At 66.8% G+C, this 14808-nt stretch carries 13 protein-coding genes; 7 read left to right on the top strand and 6 right to left on the bottom strand.

The window, feature by feature from the left end; all coding sequences use genetic code 11:
• Nucleotides 1-4: 4 nt before the first annotated feature.
• Nucleotides 5-232 carry a DUF2093 domain-containing protein gene (locus QDT69_RS19920; RefSeq protein ID WP_279708158.1) on the bottom strand — a complete coding sequence of 76 codons (228 nt, stop codon included), beginning with the start codon at nucleotides 230-232 and terminating at the stop codon, nucleotides 5-7.
• A 202-nt stretch (nucleotides 233-434) separates the two neighbouring features.
• On the opposite strand from QDT69_RS19920, the gene QDT69_RS19915 reads away from it, so the two are divergent.
• Nucleotides 435-1265: a dienelactone hydrolase family protein gene (locus QDT69_RS19915; protein WP_279708233.1), complete on the top strand. Its 831-nt coding sequence runs from the start codon at nucleotides 435-437 to the stop codon at nucleotides 1263-1265.
• Here the strand turns inward: QDT69_RS19915 and xseA are convergent.
• A complete protein-coding gene (gene xseA, locus QDT69_RS19910) occupies nucleotides 1262-2878 on the bottom strand; it encodes an exodeoxyribonuclease VII large subunit (protein WP_279708157.1) in 1617 nt (538 codons plus the stop codon). The two genes, QDT69_RS19915 and xseA, sit on opposite strands and share 4 nt — an antisense overlap.
• Nucleotides 2879-3044: 166 nt before the next feature.
• On the opposite strand from xseA, the gene purD reads away from it, so the two are divergent.
• Nucleotides 3045-4322, top strand: coding sequence for a phosphoribosylamine--glycine ligase (gene purD / locus QDT69_RS19905; protein ID WP_279708156.1), 1278 nt, complete (start codon nucleotides 3045-3047; stop codon nucleotides 4320-4322).
• A gap of 122 nt (nucleotides 4323-4444) precedes the next feature.
• On the opposite strand, the gene QDT69_RS19900 is transcribed toward purD, so the two are convergent.
• Nucleotides 4445-5677, bottom strand: coding sequence for an acyl-CoA dehydrogenase family protein (locus tag QDT69_RS19900; RefSeq protein ID WP_279708155.1), 1233 nt, complete (start codon nucleotides 5675-5677; stop codon nucleotides 4445-4447).
• Nucleotides 5678-5792: 115 nt separating this feature from the next.
• On the opposite strand from QDT69_RS19900, the gene QDT69_RS19895 reads away from it, so the two are divergent.
• Entirely contained in the window at nucleotides 5793-6698 is a 906-nt protein-coding gene (locus QDT69_RS19895; RefSeq protein ID WP_279708153.1) for an alpha/beta hydrolase, read from the top strand.
• Between the two features lie 138 nt (nucleotides 6699-6836).
• On the opposite strand, the gene QDT69_RS19890 is transcribed toward QDT69_RS19895, so the two are convergent.
• The gene (locus QDT69_RS19890) at nucleotides 6837-7295 is read right to left on the bottom strand and encodes a nucleoside deaminase (protein ID WP_279708232.1); all 459 of its coding nucleotides are present in this window, start codon (nucleotides 7293-7295) and stop codon (nucleotides 6837-6839) included.
• 131 nt (nucleotides 7296-7426) lie between these two features.
• On the opposite strand from QDT69_RS19890, the gene QDT69_RS19885 reads away from it, so the two are divergent.
• The 3 genes from QDT69_RS19885 (at nucleotide 7427) to QDT69_RS19875 (ending at nucleotide 10671) form a co-directional block, all read left to right on the top strand.
• Nucleotides 7427-9454: a pseudouridine synthase gene (locus QDT69_RS19885; protein WP_279708152.1), complete on the top strand. Its 2028-nt coding sequence runs from the start codon at nucleotides 7427-7429 to the stop codon at nucleotides 9452-9454.
• Nucleotides 9455-9460: 6 nt separating this feature from the next.
• Nucleotides 9461-10018 carry a 16S rRNA (guanine(966)-N(2))-methyltransferase RsmD gene (rsmD, locus tag QDT69_RS19880; protein ID WP_279708151.1) on the top strand — a complete coding sequence of 186 codons (558 nt, stop codon included), beginning with the start codon at nucleotides 9461-9463 and terminating at the stop codon, nucleotides 10016-10018.
• 77 nt (nucleotides 10019-10095) lie between these two features.
• Nucleotides 10096-10671, top strand: coding sequence for a hypothetical protein (locus QDT69_RS19875; RefSeq protein WP_279708150.1), 576 nt, complete (start codon nucleotides 10096-10098; stop codon nucleotides 10669-10671).
• 137 nt (nucleotides 10672-10808) lie between these two features.
• Here the strand turns inward: QDT69_RS19875 and mutL are convergent, their stop codons facing one another.
• Nucleotides 10809-12626, bottom strand: coding sequence for a DNA mismatch repair endonuclease MutL (mutL, locus tag QDT69_RS19870; RefSeq protein ID WP_279708149.1), 1818 nt, complete (start codon nucleotides 12624-12626; stop codon nucleotides 10809-10811).
• 226 nt (nucleotides 12627-12852) lie between these two features.
• Here mutL and QDT69_RS19865 point away from each other — a divergent pair, with 226 nt between their 5' ends.
• Complete coding sequence (locus QDT69_RS19865) at nucleotides 12853-13164, top strand: ribbon-helix-helix domain-containing protein (RefSeq protein ID WP_279708148.1); 312 nt, start codon at nucleotides 12853-12855, stop codon at nucleotides 13162-13164.
• 71 nt (nucleotides 13165-13235) lie between these two features.
• Here QDT69_RS19865 and QDT69_RS19860 read toward each other — a convergent pair whose 3' ends face one another.
• Nucleotides 13236-14804, bottom strand: coding sequence for a GMC family oxidoreductase (locus tag QDT69_RS19860; RefSeq protein WP_279708147.1), 1569 nt, complete (start codon nucleotides 14802-14804; stop codon nucleotides 13236-13238).
• Nucleotides 14805-14808: the final 4 nt, after the last annotated feature.

Below are 14808 nucleotides of genomic sequence, written 5' to 3'. Positions count from 1 at the left end.
GAGCTCAGGCCTGCGGCTTGAGCACGCCGGGATGGTGGCGCTGCAGCACGGCGGTCGGCGTGGCGTAGGCCTCCTGCAGGTCGACGCTCCAGTACTTCAGCTCGTCGAGCGGAATCCGGACGTCGGTGATGGCACAACGCACAAAGGTGCCGGGCGAGACCACGCGGAAATCGCCGTCGAGATATTGCACCTGCGCTTCGCCATGGCCCGAGGGACCGAACTTGTTCAGCACGTTTGAGCTCTCCGCCTTACCTCTGAAAAAGGCGCCTCCGATGAGGCAGCCTTAATGTTCATGAAGCCGTCTATCACAGATAGGGTGTCATGTCCGCCCGTTAAACCACCGACTTGTGATGATTTGGCGGCGAAAGCGCATGGTAGCGTTGCGGATGTGGTCCGCTGTGTTTTGCAGCGCCATGACGAGCCGGCCGGATCGGATGCGCCTCAAGTCAGTTTTCATGTGCCTCGCGATGCTTGCCGTGCCGGCCGCGGCCGCGGCGCCGCTGCCGGCCCCGCGTCAGGTCGAGATTCCCGAAGGTAACGTCACGCTGCACGCGCAGCTCTACCGGCCCGATGGCGACGGCCCGTTCCCGACGGTGATGGCGCTGCATGGCTGCGGCGGTCTCGCCGGCCGTTCCGAGGCCGTGCTGCCGCGCTACCGCGATTGGGCCGAGCAGCTGCTCACATCAGGGCATGCGGTGCTGCTGCCGGACAGTTACGGCTCGCGCGGGCTTGGTCCGCAGTGCCGCATCAAGGAGCATCAGGTCCAGACTCGCCGTGCCCGGGTTGCGGATATCAACGCCGCGAGGCAGTGGCTGGTGCAGCAGAAATGGGTGGCGAAGAGCCGCATCAGCCTGATCGGCTGGGGCAACGGCGCGGCCGCCTTGCTGTGGGCGGTGCGGCCGCAGGTGTGGTCGCGCAATGGCGAGCCGGACTTCCGCTCGGCCGTCGCGTTCTATCCGGATTGCCGCACCTCGTTCGGCCTCGGCTGGAGCGCGCGGGTGCCGACGCTGGTTCTGATCGGCGCGCGCGACGATGTCGCCTCATCATCGGCCTGCCACCAGATGGTCGACGGCGCGCGCGGCCGCAGCGCGCTGGCGCGGATCGTGGTCTATCCCGAAGCCTATCACGATTTCGACCGTGCTAACCTGCCGCTGCATGTGGTCGCAGCCTCCGACGCCGAGATCGCCGAGCGCGGCCATATCGGCACCGATGCGGATGCGCGCAAGGACGCGCAGAAACAGGTCGCGGAGTGGCTGTCGCGCTAAAACAAGCTGCCCTGATCGACCGGCTTGGTGACGCGCTTCGGCGCCGCCGGTTTCGCCTCGCGCGGCTTCGGTTGGCTCTCGGGCGTCGCCGTCGCCGCGGGCTGATCGGCATTCGTGGTGGCGGCGACGCGGCCATCGGCGAACTCGATCGACACGTCGGCGCTGGGGCCGACCGCCGCGGCGGAATGGAGCGCGTGTCCCTGCGCGTCGCGCACCAGCGCGAAGCCGCGCGCCAGCACGCCGCGATAGGACAGCGCCGATAGCAGCTGGCTGCGATGGGCGACCCGCGCTTCGAGCCGTTGCATCGTCGTCAGCAGCGCGCGGCGGGCGCGCTCGGCGAGGCGGTGGGTGCGCTCGAGATCGCGGGCGATCGCGTTGCGCTGCGCCTTGGCATTGGCGAGCTTCGAGGCCTTGAGCCGGATCTCGAGCCCGCTGAAGCGCTCGCGCCTGCGATGCAGCAGCGCGCGCGCCGACAGCGTGATGCGCTCGCCGGATGCGGTGAGCCGCTGCCTTGCATGCGCGACCTGGCCGCGCAGCACGCCGATGGTGAGGCGCGAGCTCGACGCGGCAAAGCGGCGGAAATGCGCGTGCGTATTGGCCTTCAGGGCGCGCGGCAGCCCGGCTGCGAGATGATCGAGCCGCTGCCGCGGGATCGCCAGCAGTTCGTTCGCCGCGGGCAGCGCCCGTGCCGCGGCACGGAGCTCGGTGCGGCGGGCCTCCTGGGCGCGCTGCCAGCACACCATGGTGCGGCGGGCGAGCGCCTGAACCTCGACGAACAACTCGCTCCGCACCGGCACCGCCATTTCGGCGGCCGCGGTCGGCGTCGGCGCGCGCTTGTCGGCGACGAAGTCTATCAGCGTGATATCGGTCTCGTGGCCGACCGCCGAGATCAGCGGGATGTGGCTCTCGGACGCTGCGCGGACCACGATCTCCTCGTTGAACGACCACAGGTCCTCCAGCGAGCCGCCGCCGCGCGCGACGATCAACAGATCGGGCCGCGGGATCCGGCCGCCCTCCGGCAGCGCGTTGAAGCCGCGGATCGCGGCCGCGACCTGCTCGGCCGAGCCGTCGCCCTGCACCTTGACCGGCCAGACCAGCACGCGGCGGGGAAAGCGGTCCTCCAGCCGGTGCAGGATGTCGCGGATCACCGCGCCGGTCGGCGAGGTGACGACGCCGATCACCTCGGGCAGCCAGGGCAACAGCTGCTTGCGGGCCTCGTCGAACAGGCCTTCGGCCGCGAGCTTCTTCTTGCGCTCCTCCATCAGCGCCATCAGTGCGCCGACGCCGGCCGGCTCCAGCGAGTCGATGACGATCTGGTACTTCGAGGAATTCGGATAGGTGGTCAGCTTGCCGGTGGCGATGACCTCGAGCCCTTCCTGCGGCTTGAAGCGCATCCGGGCATGGGCGAACTTCCAGATCACCGCCTCGATCTTGGCGCTCTCGTCCTTCAGCGCGAAATAGCAGTGGCCGGAGGAGTGCGGGCCGCGAAAGCCGGAGATCTCGCCGCGGACGCGGACATGGCCGAACCGGTCCTCCACCGTCCGCTTCAGGGCGGAGGAGAGTTCCGAGACGGTGAATTCGGGCGCGTTGACGAGATTCGGAGCAGCGGTCATCTGGTCTATAGAATCGGGGTTTTCGACCCCGTGTGCAAGGTCCGGACGGCTCGTTTCAAGCGCCGAATCACATATCCACATCTGATCGAACCGCGTGTTGCCGCGGTCGGCGAGCGTGCTAAACCGGACCAAACGGCGTTACAACCCCTCTGATCGGCGACACCTGATGAACATCCTCCTGCTCGGTTCCGGCGGCCGCGAACATGCGCTGGCGTGGAAGATCGCCGCATCCCCGCTGGTGACGAAACTCTGGTGCGCGCCGGGCAATGCCGGGATCGCGCGCGAGGCCGAGTGCGTCGCGCTCGATGTCGCCGACCATGCCGCGGTGATCGAATTCTGCCGGCGCAACGCGGTCGATCTGGTGGTGGTCGGACCGGAGACGCCGCTCGCCGCCGGCATCGTCGACGATCTCGCCGCTGAAGGCATCAAGGCGTTCGGGCCGAGCAAGCAGGCCGCCCAGCTCGAAGGTTCGAAAGGCTTCACGAAGGACCTGTGCAGCGAGTTCAGCATTCCGACCGGCGCCTATCGCCGCTTCGACAACGCGAAGGACGCGGTGGCCTATGTCCGCACCCAAGGCGCGCCGATCGTCGTCAAGGCCGACGGGCTCGCCGCCGGCAAGGGTGTCGTGGTGGCCCAGACGCTGCCCGAGGCCGAAGCCGCCATTGCGATGATGTTCGAGGGCGCGTTCGGCTCGGCCGGCGCCGAGGTCGTGATCGAGGAATTCCTCTCGGGCCGCGAGATCAGCTTCTTCGCGCTGTGCGACGGCGAGACCGCGATTCCGCTCGCGACCGCGCAGGACCACAAGCGGGTGTTCGATCACGACAAGGGGCCGAACACGGGCGGCATGGGCGCCTATTCGCCGACGCCGTTCGTGACGCCCGAGGTCCACGACCAGATCATGATGCGGATCATCCTGCCGACGGTGGCCGGGATGAAGAGCCGCGGCATCCCGTTCAAGGGCGTGCTCTATGCCGGCGTGATGCTGACCGCGCAGGGCCCAAAGCTGTTCGAATACAATGTCCGGTTCGGCGATCCGGAGTGCCAGGTGGTGATGCTGCGGATGATGTCGGACATCGTGCCGGCGCTGCTCGCCTCAATCGACGGGCAATTGAAGAATTTCGATCTGCGCTGGTACCCGGACCCGGCGCTGACGGTTGTCATGGCGGCCAAGGGCTATCCCGGCGACTACATCAAGGGCACGCGCATTGACGGGCTCGATGACGCCGCCAAGGTCGAGGGCGTCGAGATCTTCCACGCCGGCACGGTGGCGAAGGACGGCGCAATTCTCGCCAATGGCGGGCGGGTGCTGAACGTCTGTGCGATGGGCAAGACGGTCACCGCCGCGCGCGACCGCGCCTATCAGGCCGTCGATCGCATCAAATGGCCGGAAGGATTCTGCCGCCGCGACATCGCCTGGCAGGCGGTGGAGGCGGAGAAGGGCTAGCGCGTCATTCCGGACGACGCGCACCGCGCGTCGATCCGGAATCTCGATGTTGTAGGTGCTTCTCTCAATACCTCGAGATTCCGGGTTCGGCGCGTTGCGCCGCCCCGGAATGACGACGTGAGCTACAGCAAATCCCCGCCCGCCGCGCTGGCCGTGGTGCCGTGTTCGCGGAACGCCTTGATGACGTTCTTGCCGATCTTCCACTTGTGCACCTCGTCCGGGCCGTCGACCAGCCGCTGCGAGCGCACCTGGGTGTACCATTTCGCCAGCGGCGTATCCTGGCTGAAGCCGAGTGCACCGTGCAGCTGGATCGCGGTGTCGATCACCTTGTGCACCATGTGGGCGTGAAAGATCTTGGCGATCGAGTTCTCCTGGCGGATATCGAGGCCCTTCTCGGCCTTGTAGGCGATGTGCAGCAGCATCAGCCGGCCGATATAGAGCTCGCTCGCGCAGTCGGCGAGCATGAACTGCACCGCCTGGCGATCGGCCAATAGCTGGCCGAAGGTCGAGCGCTTGGTGACGTGCGCTGCCGCCAAGTCGAGCGCGCGCTGCGCCTTGGCGACATTGTGCATGCCGTGGCGCAGCCGGCCGTAGGCGAGGCGGTGTTGGCCCATGTTGAAGCCGTTGCCTTCGCCGCCGAGCAGATTGTCGGCCGGCACCTTCAGATCCTTGATCTCGATCTCGGAGTGGCCGCCGTGGATCACGTCGTCATGCGGTCCCTCGATCGCCATGTTGGCGACGTTGCGCTTGATGCGGTAGCCGGGATTGGGCAGCTCGACGATGAAGGTCGAATATTGCTTGTGACGCGGCGCGTTCGGATCGGTCTTCGCCATGACAAGCGCGAGGTCGGCGACGCTCGCCGATGAGGAGAACCATTTCTCGCCGTTGAGGATGTAGTTCTCATTGCCGTCCTTCACCGCTGTGGTCTGCATGCCCGTGGCATCGGCGCCGGCGGCCTTTTCCGTCATCGAGAAGCAGATGCGCTTCTCGCCGTTCAAGAGGGGCTTGAGGAATTTCTCCTTCTGGTACTCGGTGCCGTGCGCCAGGATCGTCATCATCGAGGCATCGTCCGGCCCCTGGGTGTTCATCGAGAGCGCGCCGAGCATGCTCTCGCCGAGCTCCATCTGCACCAGCGCGTTGGCCAGCGGGCCGAGGCCCATACCGCCATACTCCTTCGGCACGAAGGGGCACCACAGGCCCTGCGCGCGGGCCTTCTTCCGCAGCGGTCCCAGCACCTCGGCAAGCGGCTTGGTGTCGAGTTCCTTTTCCGCCGGAATGCACTCGTCGTGCACGAATTTGCGCACCTTCTCGCGGATCGCCTTGGCCTCGGCGGGAATCTCGAAATCGATCGACATGGCACTTCCTCGTTTCGTGTTGTTGTTGGCAGGACCTCAGGATGGCATAAACCAGGCCAGCGGCAACGCCGAACAAAGTTTGAAGCACGGCGCACGCGGCCGGGAGGAGCTACCGATGCCTGATCTCGCTGATCTTTTTCCCGGCTATGAGTCGAAATGGATCAACACCTCGCAGGGCCGCATCTTCGCCCGCGTCGGCGGCAAGGGGCCGCCATTGCTGCTGCTGCACGGCTTCTCGTCGACGCATGTGATGTGGCACACCGTTGCGCCGAAACTTGACGATAAGTTCACGCTGATCATCGCCGACCTGCCGGGCTATGGCTGGTCCGACATGCCCGATAGCGACAAGGATCACACGCCCTACACTAAGCGCGCCTGGGCGAAGACCCTGGTCGAGGCCATGGAGCAGCTCGGGCATGTACATTTCGCGCTCGCCGGTCACGACCGCGGCGGCCGCGTGTCGTATCGGTTGGCACTCGATCATCCCGGCCGGCTGTCGAAGCTCGCGGTGCTCGATATCGCGCCGACTTATGACTATTGGCAGAAGCTCAATCGGCTGTCGGCGCTGAAGATCTACCACTGGGCGTTCCTGGCGCAGCCCTATCCGTTGCCGGAGACGCTGATCTCCAACAACGGCGAATTCTTCCTCAAGGAGAAGATGGCGAGCCAGACCAGGACCAAGACGCTGGAGGCGATCGATCCGCGCGCGCTCGAACATTACCTCGCGCCGTTCCGCGATCCCGCCCGCATCCACGCGATGTGCGAGGACTACCGCGCCGGCGCCTATGCCGACTACGAGATCGACAAGGCCGACGTCGACGCCGGCAAGAAGATTACGATCCCGATGCTGGCGCTGTGGGGCGATGCCGGCGTTGCCAGCGCGGCAACGACACCGCTCGACACCTGGAAGAATTGGGCCACCAATGTCAGTGGCGCGCCGGTGGCGTCGGGGCATTTCCTGCCCGAGGAGGCGCCGGACGCGACCGCGAAGCTGCTGCGGGAGTTCTTCCTGGCGGGGTAGCCGCAACCTGGACCCGTCATCCTGAGGAGCGCGGAACGCGCGTCTCGAAGGATGCACGGCCCGGCCGGTGGCCGTCGATCCTTCGAGACGCGCGCAAGAGCGCGCTCCTCAGGATGACGGGTTTGTATTCCGTGTTCGTCAGCGGCGCTCCCTGAAGAACTCGCGCAGCAGCGTCGCCGCCTCGGTCTCTCCCACCGCGCCATAGATTTCCGGCACATGGTGGCAAGTCGGCTGCGCGAAGAACCGCACGCCGGACTCGACCGCGCCGCCCTTGGGGTCGGCGGCGCCGTAATAGAGCCGGCGGATGCGGGCGAAGGAGATCGCGCCGGCGCACATGGTGCAGGGCTCCAGCGTGACATAGAGGTCGCAGTCGACCAGCCGCTCGCTGCCGATGGCCTCGGCGGCCTGCCGGATCGCCAGAATCTCGGCGTGCGCCGTGGGGTCGCGGTCGGTCAATGTCCGGTTGCCGGCGGTGGCGATCACCTCATAGCCCCGCACAATGACGCATCCGATCGGAACTTCGCCCGATTTTCCGGCATTTTCGGCGGTTTTCAGCGCCAAATCCATGAAAGAAGGGGCCGACATGCCTCGTATCATCCGAAGAAACCTGCTAGTAGCTTCGCCTTCAGCAAAAGTGGATGCCGGTTTTGCGTCAAGCGCGCTGCCAACGGGGCGCGCACGACCGGTTGGCCCTTGCACCCCAATTGAACGCCCAGGCGAGAACATTCATGCCCCGCGATAGCGACAAACACAACGATTCCCGCGGCCGGCGTGATCGGCCCGGCGGCGGCCAGGGCCGCGCCGGCGGCGGCAAAGGCCGCTCCGGAGCCGCGCGTGGGCCGGACAAGAAGTTCGCCAAGCGCGGCTTTGCCGGCAAGGACTTCGCCGGCAAGGGCGATGGCGAGAAGCGGCCCTATCGCGGCGACCGCGAAGACCGTCCGCCGCGCCGCGATTTCGGCGACAAGCCCAGATTCAGCCGTGACGATCGTCCCCGTGGCGACCGGCCGTTCCGCGATCGGCCGGCGCGCGATGGCGAGGGCGGCAAGCGCCCGTTCAAGCCGCGCGGCGAGCGCCGCGATTTCGACGCAGGCGATCGTCCGCAGCGTGGTCCGCGGTCGGAGGGCCGGTCATCCGATCGCAAGTTCGGTGAAAAGCGGTCCTATGGCGATCGCGAGAAGCGTCCCTATACGCCGCGCGGCGAGCGCGACGGCGAGAAGCGAACCTATGCGCCGCGCGGCGAACGCGCCGAGCGCAAGTTCGACGACCGGAAGTTTTCGCGTGGCGATCGCGACAAGGGCTCGTTCCGCGACAAGGGTGAGGGCCGCCCGTTCCGCCGCCGCGAGGATGGCGATGCACCGCGCCGCGATTTCGGCGACCGGCCGCGCTTCAAGCGCGACCGCGACTTCGAGGGCCGCGACCGTGGCGATGAGAAGCCCTGGCAGAAGCGCGAGCGCAAACCGCGCGACGACCGTGGCGGTGACGAGCGCCCGCGCTTTTCGCGATCGCGCGACGATCGCGAGCACGGCGATCGTCCGAAGTTCAGCCGGCCGCGCTGGGGCCGCGAGGAGGACGGTGGCGATCGCCGCGACAGCCGCCGGCGCGAGCGTCCCGAAGGCCGCACCGACTGGCAGGAGCATCCGCGCAGTGAGGGCCGTTTCTCCGACCGTCCGCGCCGCGACAATGAGGACGACAGCAGGATCTTCACGAAGCGCCCGGCGTTCGGCGGCCGCGGTGCCTATCGCGAGCGCTCCTATGACGATCGCCGCGAGCGTCCCGAGCCGAAGCCGAAGAAATCAGGCGAACGCATCGCCAAGGTGCTGGCGCGCGCCGGCCTTGCCTCGCGCCGCGATGCCGAGGAGATCGTCACGCAGGGGCGCGTCACCGTCAACGGACGCGTGATCAACTCGCCGGCGCTGGATATCACCGACAACGATATCGTGGCGGTCGACGGCAAGCCGTTGCCGCCGCGCGAGCGGACGCGGCTGTTCATGTATCACAAGCCGCGCGGGCTGATGACGACGCATGCCGACCCCGAGGGGCGGCCGACCGTGTTCGACAATCTGCCCGAGGGCCTGCCGCGGCTGATCTCGATCGGCCGGCTCGACTTCAACACCGAGGGCCTGTTGCTGCTCACCAACGACGGCGGGCTGGCGCGGACGCTGGAGCATCCCGACACCGGATGGCTGCGCCGCTATCGCGTGCGCGCGCATGGCGAGGTGACGCAGGCCCAGCTCGACCAGCTCAAGGACGGCGTCGAGGTCGACGGCGTCAAATACGGGCCGATCGATGCGACGCTGGAGCGCGACCAGAGCTCCAACGTCTGGGTGGTGTTCGCGATCCGCGAGGGCAAGAACCGCGAGGTGCGCAACGTGATGGCGCATCTTGGCCTGGAGGTGAACCGCCTGATCCGGATCTCCTACGGCCCGTTCCAGCTCGCCGAGCTCGAAGAGGGCAAGGTCGAGGAGGTCAAGACGCGGGTGCTGCGCGAACAGCTCGGCGAGAAGATCGCCAAGATCGCAGGTGCCGACTTCACGCGGCCGGAGCAGCGTGACGCTAGCGACGATGCGCCCGCGAAGAAGCCGAAAGCCAAGCGCGAAACCATCAACGATCGCAAGGGCCGCCGCGTGCTGGTGCAGCGCACCGGCAGCGAGGAAGCCCGCGCCCGGAACGAGGACGAGGCCAACGGCTACGGCCCGCCGCGCCGCCCCAAGCGCGGCTATCATGGCAAGCGCGATCTCAAGCCGCAGGACGAGTAAACGTCGATGCGTGTCGTCGGGGGCAGGCTGAAGGGCCGCAATCTCGCGTCGCCCTCGGGGCGCGAGATCCGGCCGACCGCGGACCGCCTGCGCGAGTCCGTGTTCAACATCCTGGTGCACGCCTACGATAATCCGATCGAGGACGCCCGCGTGCTCGATCTGTTTGCCGGCACCGGCGCGCTCGGCATTGAGGCGGCCTCGCGTGGCGCGAAATTCACGCTGTTCGTCGACAATGGCGCCGAGGCGCGGGCGCTGCTGCGTAACAATGTCGAGTCGCTCGGCCTCGGCGGGACCACCAAGGTCTATCGCCGCGATGCCACCGACCTCGGGCCGGCGCATCCGGTCGAGCCGTTCTCGCTGGTGTTTCTCGATCCGCCCTATGGCAAGGGCCTCGCCGACAAGGCGCTGGCCTCGCTGCGCAATGGCGGCTGGCTGACCCCGGGCGCGCTGCTCGTGGTGGAGGAGGCAAAGTCCGCGGCGTTCGCGGTGCCGAACGGTTTTGAGGAAATCGAGCGGCGGGCTTACGACGATACCGAATTCGTCTTCCTTCGCGAAAAAGTGTAGGGCGCACCAGCGCCGGCGTCATTTGACGACGTTATGCTGAATGCATGACCGTCACTCTTGCAATGCTCGCAAATCAATTGGAGACGCGCGTCAAGGCGTTGCGCGGCACGGGCGATGACGCCGCGCTGCTCGCGGCGGCCCGCGACGCCGCCGACGAGATCGAGCGCCATCCTGGATCGCCGGACAGTGACCGGACCGAAGCGCTGAAGGTGGCGCAGCGGTTGACGTTCAACGCGGCGGCGGATTGCTGGCCGGGCTGGAGCGTTTCGGACAGGCCGATCGACCCGGATCATCTGCTGGCGGCGCGCGAGCTCGCGGAGCGCTCGCTGCGTCTCGTCGAGAGGCTCGAGTTGGGGCCAATGCGTGTCGCAACCGGTATCTGGCTGGTCGGCGCCTTTGACCTGGCGCTCGGCCGATACGACGAGGCGTCACGGCTGTTCGGCGATGCGCGCGGACAGTACGGCGCGGCGAACGCGCCCGGTCTCGTGCTGCTGGTGGATGGCTACTCCGCGATCGTGCGGCACGTCGGCAAGCGTACGGCCGGCGGCAACGATCTCGATCAGGTCTGCGCCCGCATCGCGGCAGGCGGATTCAAGGACGGCGATGAATGGATCGCGCAGCTGCGCACTGCGCTCGAAGTGTTCGCGCGGTAGGATATTCGCAGGCTTACTGTCATCACCCGCGAAAGCGGGTGATCCAGTATTCCAGAGACGTCCATGCTTGAGCTGAGAGGCCGCGGCGTACTGGATCGCCCGGTCAAGCCGGGCGATGACAGTTGTGTGTGCGGCACCTACCGCCGCCCGAACAGCTTCTCGATATCGCTCAGCTTCAACTCGACATAGGTCGGCCGGCCGTGGTTGCACTGGCCGGAGTTCGGCGTGTCTTCCATCTCGCGCAGCAGCGCGTTCATCTCTTCCGGCTTGAGGCGCCTGCCGGCGCGGACCGAGCCGTGACAGGCCATCGTGGCGGCGACATGCATCAGCCGCCGCTCCAGCGGCAGCGCCTCGTCCCACTCAGCCATATGCTCGGCAAGGTCGCGGAGCAGGCCGGCCGCATTGGCCTTGCCGAGCAGCGATGGCGTCTCGCGCACCGCGACCGCGCCGGGGCCGAAGGATTCGATCGCGAGCCCGAACGAGCACAGCTCCTCGGCGCGATCGAGCAGCTTCTCGACGGTCGCCTCATCAAGCTCGACGATCTCGGGGATCAGCAAGATCTGCCGCTGCACGCCGTTCTTCGCCAGCGAGGCCTTCAGCCTCTCATAGACAATGCGTTCATGCGCGGCGTGCTGGTCGACCACGATGAGGCCGTCGCGGGTCTGCGAGACGATGTAGGTCTCGTGGATCTGGGTGCGCGCCGCGCCGAGCGGACGGTCGAGCAGATCGGGCGCGGGTGCAGCCTCGAAGCGCACATCGGCGGTCGGCGCGCCGACGTCGAAGGCGGCCTGTCTGGGCTCGGCGAAGGCCGTCGCTGCGGCGCTCTCGAAACCGCGCATCGGACCAGCCGGATAGGACGGCGAACTGCGCCAGTCCCAATTGGTTGGGCGTGGCGGCGTGAAGGCCGGACGGAACGCCTGCAATGTCGAGCCGTCGGCGGTGTTGGCCGCGGTGCGCCGGCCTTCGCGGGCGAGACCGTCCTTGAGCGCATGCACGATCAGCGCGCGCACCAGGCCGGCATTGCGGAAGCGCACCTCGGTCTTGGCCGGATGCACATTGGCGTCGACCTCCTGCGGGTCGCAGGTCACGAACAGCGCCACCACGGGATGGCGGTCGCGCGGCAGATAGTCGGAATAGGCCGCGCGCACCGCGCCGAGGATCAGCTTGTCGCGCACCGGGCGGCCGTTGACGAACAGATATTGTCCGAGCGCATTGGCGCGGGTCAGCGACGGCGCGGCGGCGAAACCCTCGACCACGACGCCCTCGCGCTCGGATCGCACCTCGATCGCGCTGGCGCGAAAGTCCGCCCCAAGTATATCGCCGAGCCGCGTCAACCGGCCGGCCGCGCCGGGCAGCGCCGCGGCCCAGGTGACAGGCGCCCGTTCTTCGCCCGCCAGCGTGAAGGCGATGTCGGGGCGTGCCATGCCGAGGCGCCGCACCACCTCGCGGATCGCCTCCGCCTCGGTGCGGTCGGTCTTGAGGAATTTCAGCCGCGCCGGCGTGGCATAGAAAAGCTCGTTGACCTCGACGCGGGTGCCCTGGCCGAGCGCGGCCGGCATGATCTCCGACTTCTCGCCGCCCTCGACCGAGAGCGACCAGGCATGCGGCTCGCTGGCATGACGCGTGGTGATGCCGAGCTTGGCGACCGCGCCGATCGACGGCAGCGCCTCGCCGCGGAACCCGAGCGTGCGGATGCGCAACAGGTCTTCGTCGTCGAGCTTGGAGGTGGCGTGGCGGTCGACCGCGAGCGCAAGGTCCGACCGCGTCATGCCGCCGCCGTCGTCGGTGATGCCGATCCGGCGCCGCCCGCCGCCGTCGGTGAAGACGTCGATCCGGCTCGCACCGGCGTCGATCGCGTTCTCGACCAGTTCCTTGACCACGCTCGCAGGGCGTTCGACCACCTCGCCGGCGGCGATGCGGTTGACGAGCTGTTCGGGAAGCTGGCGGACGGGCATGGACTGCGTAATCGGATTCGAGGTTGGGCGGCATTCTAGTCGGCTCGCCGGCCAAATGCATGGGCCGGTCCGCGAATGGCTGCCTTTAGCTGGGGATGGAGCCGGCCTATCGCCTTGAAGACGCTCACCTTCGCGTGTGCGCCGGCTACGTCCTACGTGGCGATTGTGGGGCTCTACGGGCGGGTATATCGTTTAGAAAAATTATAATCCGATCGGGAGGATAGCCATGTGCCATTTGTTCTCGCACCAGCCGCAGCGCAATTATGAATCGCAGACCCGGTCGCTGCGGATCGGCGGCCATTGCACCTCGATCCGGCTGGAGATGTCGTTCTGGGACACGCTGGAGGAGATCGCCGCCAAGGAGGGGATGAGTGTCGCCAAGTTCGTCACCACGCTGTATGGCGAAGTGCTCGACCATCATGGCGAGGTCAATAATTTCGCATCGCTGTTGCGGTGCTGCTGTTTGATTTATCGCTCGCAGAGCGCAGCGGCAGTTCCCGAATTCCAGGGCCAGCCGATCCTCGACGCCGCGGAGTAGGCTTTCGGACGCATCGCGCAGAAAAGAGCGGCCTTGTCCGGGGAGGACAAGGCCGCTTCAGTTTGAGGGACCTAGATTTCCTTGCGTTGCATCGCGCCGGCGATGCTGTCGGCCTGGCGGATCGCCAGCGACACGATCGTCAGCGTCGGATTGCACGCCGCACCTGATGTGAACTGGCTGCCGTCGGAGACGAACAGGTTCTTGATGTCGTGGGTCTGGCCGAACTTGTTGACCACGCCGTCGCGCGGCTTCTCGCTCATCCGGTTGGTGCCCATGTTGTGGGTCGATGGATAGGGCGGCGTCGGATAGGTCACAGTGGCGCCGACCGCCTCATAGACCGCGGCGCCCTGCTTGTAGGCGTGATCGCGCATCGCGACGTCGTTCGGGTGGTCGTCGAAATGCACGCTCGCGACCGGCATGCCGAACTTGTCCTTGACGTTCGGATCCAGCGTGACGCGGTTGGTCTCCTGCGGCAGGTCCTCGCCGACCAGCCACATGCCGGCCATCCGCGGATAGCCTTCCATGGCGCTGGTGAAGCTGCGGCCCCAGGCGCCGGGATTGAGGAACGCGGCCATGAAGGGCAGGCCGAGCGACAGCGTTTCCATCTCGTAGCCGCCGACGAAGCCGCGCTTCGGATCGTTCTTCGCCTCGTCGCGGATGATGCCGGCCATCGTGGTGCCGCGATACATGTGCACCGACTTCTCGAAGGTCGCATACACGCTGCCGGTCATGTGCCGCAAATAATTGCGACCGACCTGGCCGGATGAGTTGGCAAGGCCATCCGGGAACATGCTGGACGCGCTGTTGAGCAATAGCCGCGGGCTCTCGATGGAGTTGCCGGCGACTGCGACCACGCGGGCCTTCTGACGCTGCATCGCGCCGGTCTCATCGGCATAGACCACGCCGGTCACCTTGCCGGATTGATCATGCTCGATCTTGATCACCATGCTGCCGGGGCGCACCTCGAGATTGCCGGTGGCCTCGCCCTTCGGGATCTCGGTGTAGAGCGTCGACCATTTGGCGCCCGACTTGCAGCCCTGGAAGCAGAAGCCGATCTGCTGGCAGGAGCCGCGGCCGTCGCGCGGCTCGCTGTTGATCGCCATCCGCCCGGTATGAACCTCCTTGTAGCCGAGCTTCTTGGCACCGGCCTCCATCACCTTGAAGTTATTGTTACCGGGCAGTCCCGGAATCCCGTTGGTGCGGGTGACGCCCATCTTGTTCTCGGCCTTGGCGTAATACGGCTCCATCTCGGCGAGCGTGATCGGCCAGTCCAGCAGATTGGCGCCGGGGATATTGCCGTAAGCCGACTTGATCTTGAACTCGTGCTCGTCGAAGCGCAGCGAGGCGCCGGCCCAGTGCACGGTGGAGCCGCCGACCGCCTTCACGATCCAAGCTGGAATGCTGGGAAAGTCCTTGTGCACGCGCCAGGTGCCCGAGGTGGTGCGCGCGTCGGACCAGGCGAGCTGGCTGAAGCTGTCCCATTCATCGTTGATGAAATCCTGGTTCTCGATGCGCGGGCCGGCTTCCAGGATCACGACCTTGATGCCCTTCTGCGCCAGTTCATTGCCGAGCGTTCCGCCGCCGGCGCCGGAGCCGACGATCACGACAACGCCGCTGTCATTCAGATCGAATTTTGCCATGGCT

This window comes from Bradyrhizobium sp. CER78, assembly GCF_029846235.1.
Classification (GTDB): Bacteria; Pseudomonadota; Alphaproteobacteria; order Rhizobiales; family Xanthobacteraceae; genus Bradyrhizobium.
The sequence above is the reverse complement of the archived record's forward strand: the minus strand, read 5'-3'. Positions and strand labels throughout refer to the sequence as shown.

Excerpts from the sequence above, each read along its gene's own strand:
- QDT69_RS19915 (WP_279708233.1), top strand. The coding sequence starts at position 435 with ATGCGCCTCAAGTCAGTTTTCATGTGCCTCGCGATGCTTGCCGTGCCG.
- xseA (WP_279708157.1), bottom strand. The coding sequence starts at position 2,878 with ATGACCGCTGCTCCGAATCTCGTCAACGCGCCCGAATTCACCGTCTCG.
- purD (WP_279708156.1), top strand. The coding sequence starts at position 3,045 with ATGAACATCCTCCTGCTCGGTTCCGGCGGCCGCGAACATGCGCTGGCG.
- QDT69_RS19900 (WP_279708155.1), bottom strand. The coding sequence starts at position 5,677 with ATGTCGATCGATTTCGAGATTCCCGCCGAGGCCAAGGCGATCCGCGAG.
- QDT69_RS19895 (WP_279708153.1), top strand. The coding sequence starts at position 5,793 with ATGCCTGATCTCGCTGATCTTTTTCCCGGCTATGAGTCGAAATGGATC.
- QDT69_RS19890 (WP_279708232.1), bottom strand. The coding sequence starts at position 7,295 with ATGATACGAGGCATGTCGGCCCCTTCTTTCATGGATTTGGCGCTGAAA.
- QDT69_RS19885 (WP_279708152.1), top strand. The coding sequence starts at position 7,427 with ATGCCCCGCGATAGCGACAAACACAACGATTCCCGCGGCCGGCGTGAT.
- rsmD (WP_279708151.1), top strand. The coding sequence starts at position 9,461 with ATGCGTGTCGTCGGGGGCAGGCTGAAGGGCCGCAATCTCGCGTCGCCC.
- mutL (WP_279708149.1), bottom strand. The coding sequence starts at position 12,626 with ATGCCCGTCCGCCAGCTTCCCGAACAGCTCGTCAACCGCATCGCCGCC.
- QDT69_RS19865 (WP_279708148.1), top strand. The coding sequence starts at position 12,853 with ATGTGCCATTTGTTCTCGCACCAGCCGCAGCGCAATTATGAATCGCAG.
- QDT69_RS19860 (WP_279708147.1), bottom strand. The coding sequence starts at position 14,804 with ATGGCAAAATTCGATCTGAATGACAGCGGCGTTGTCGTGATCGTCGGC.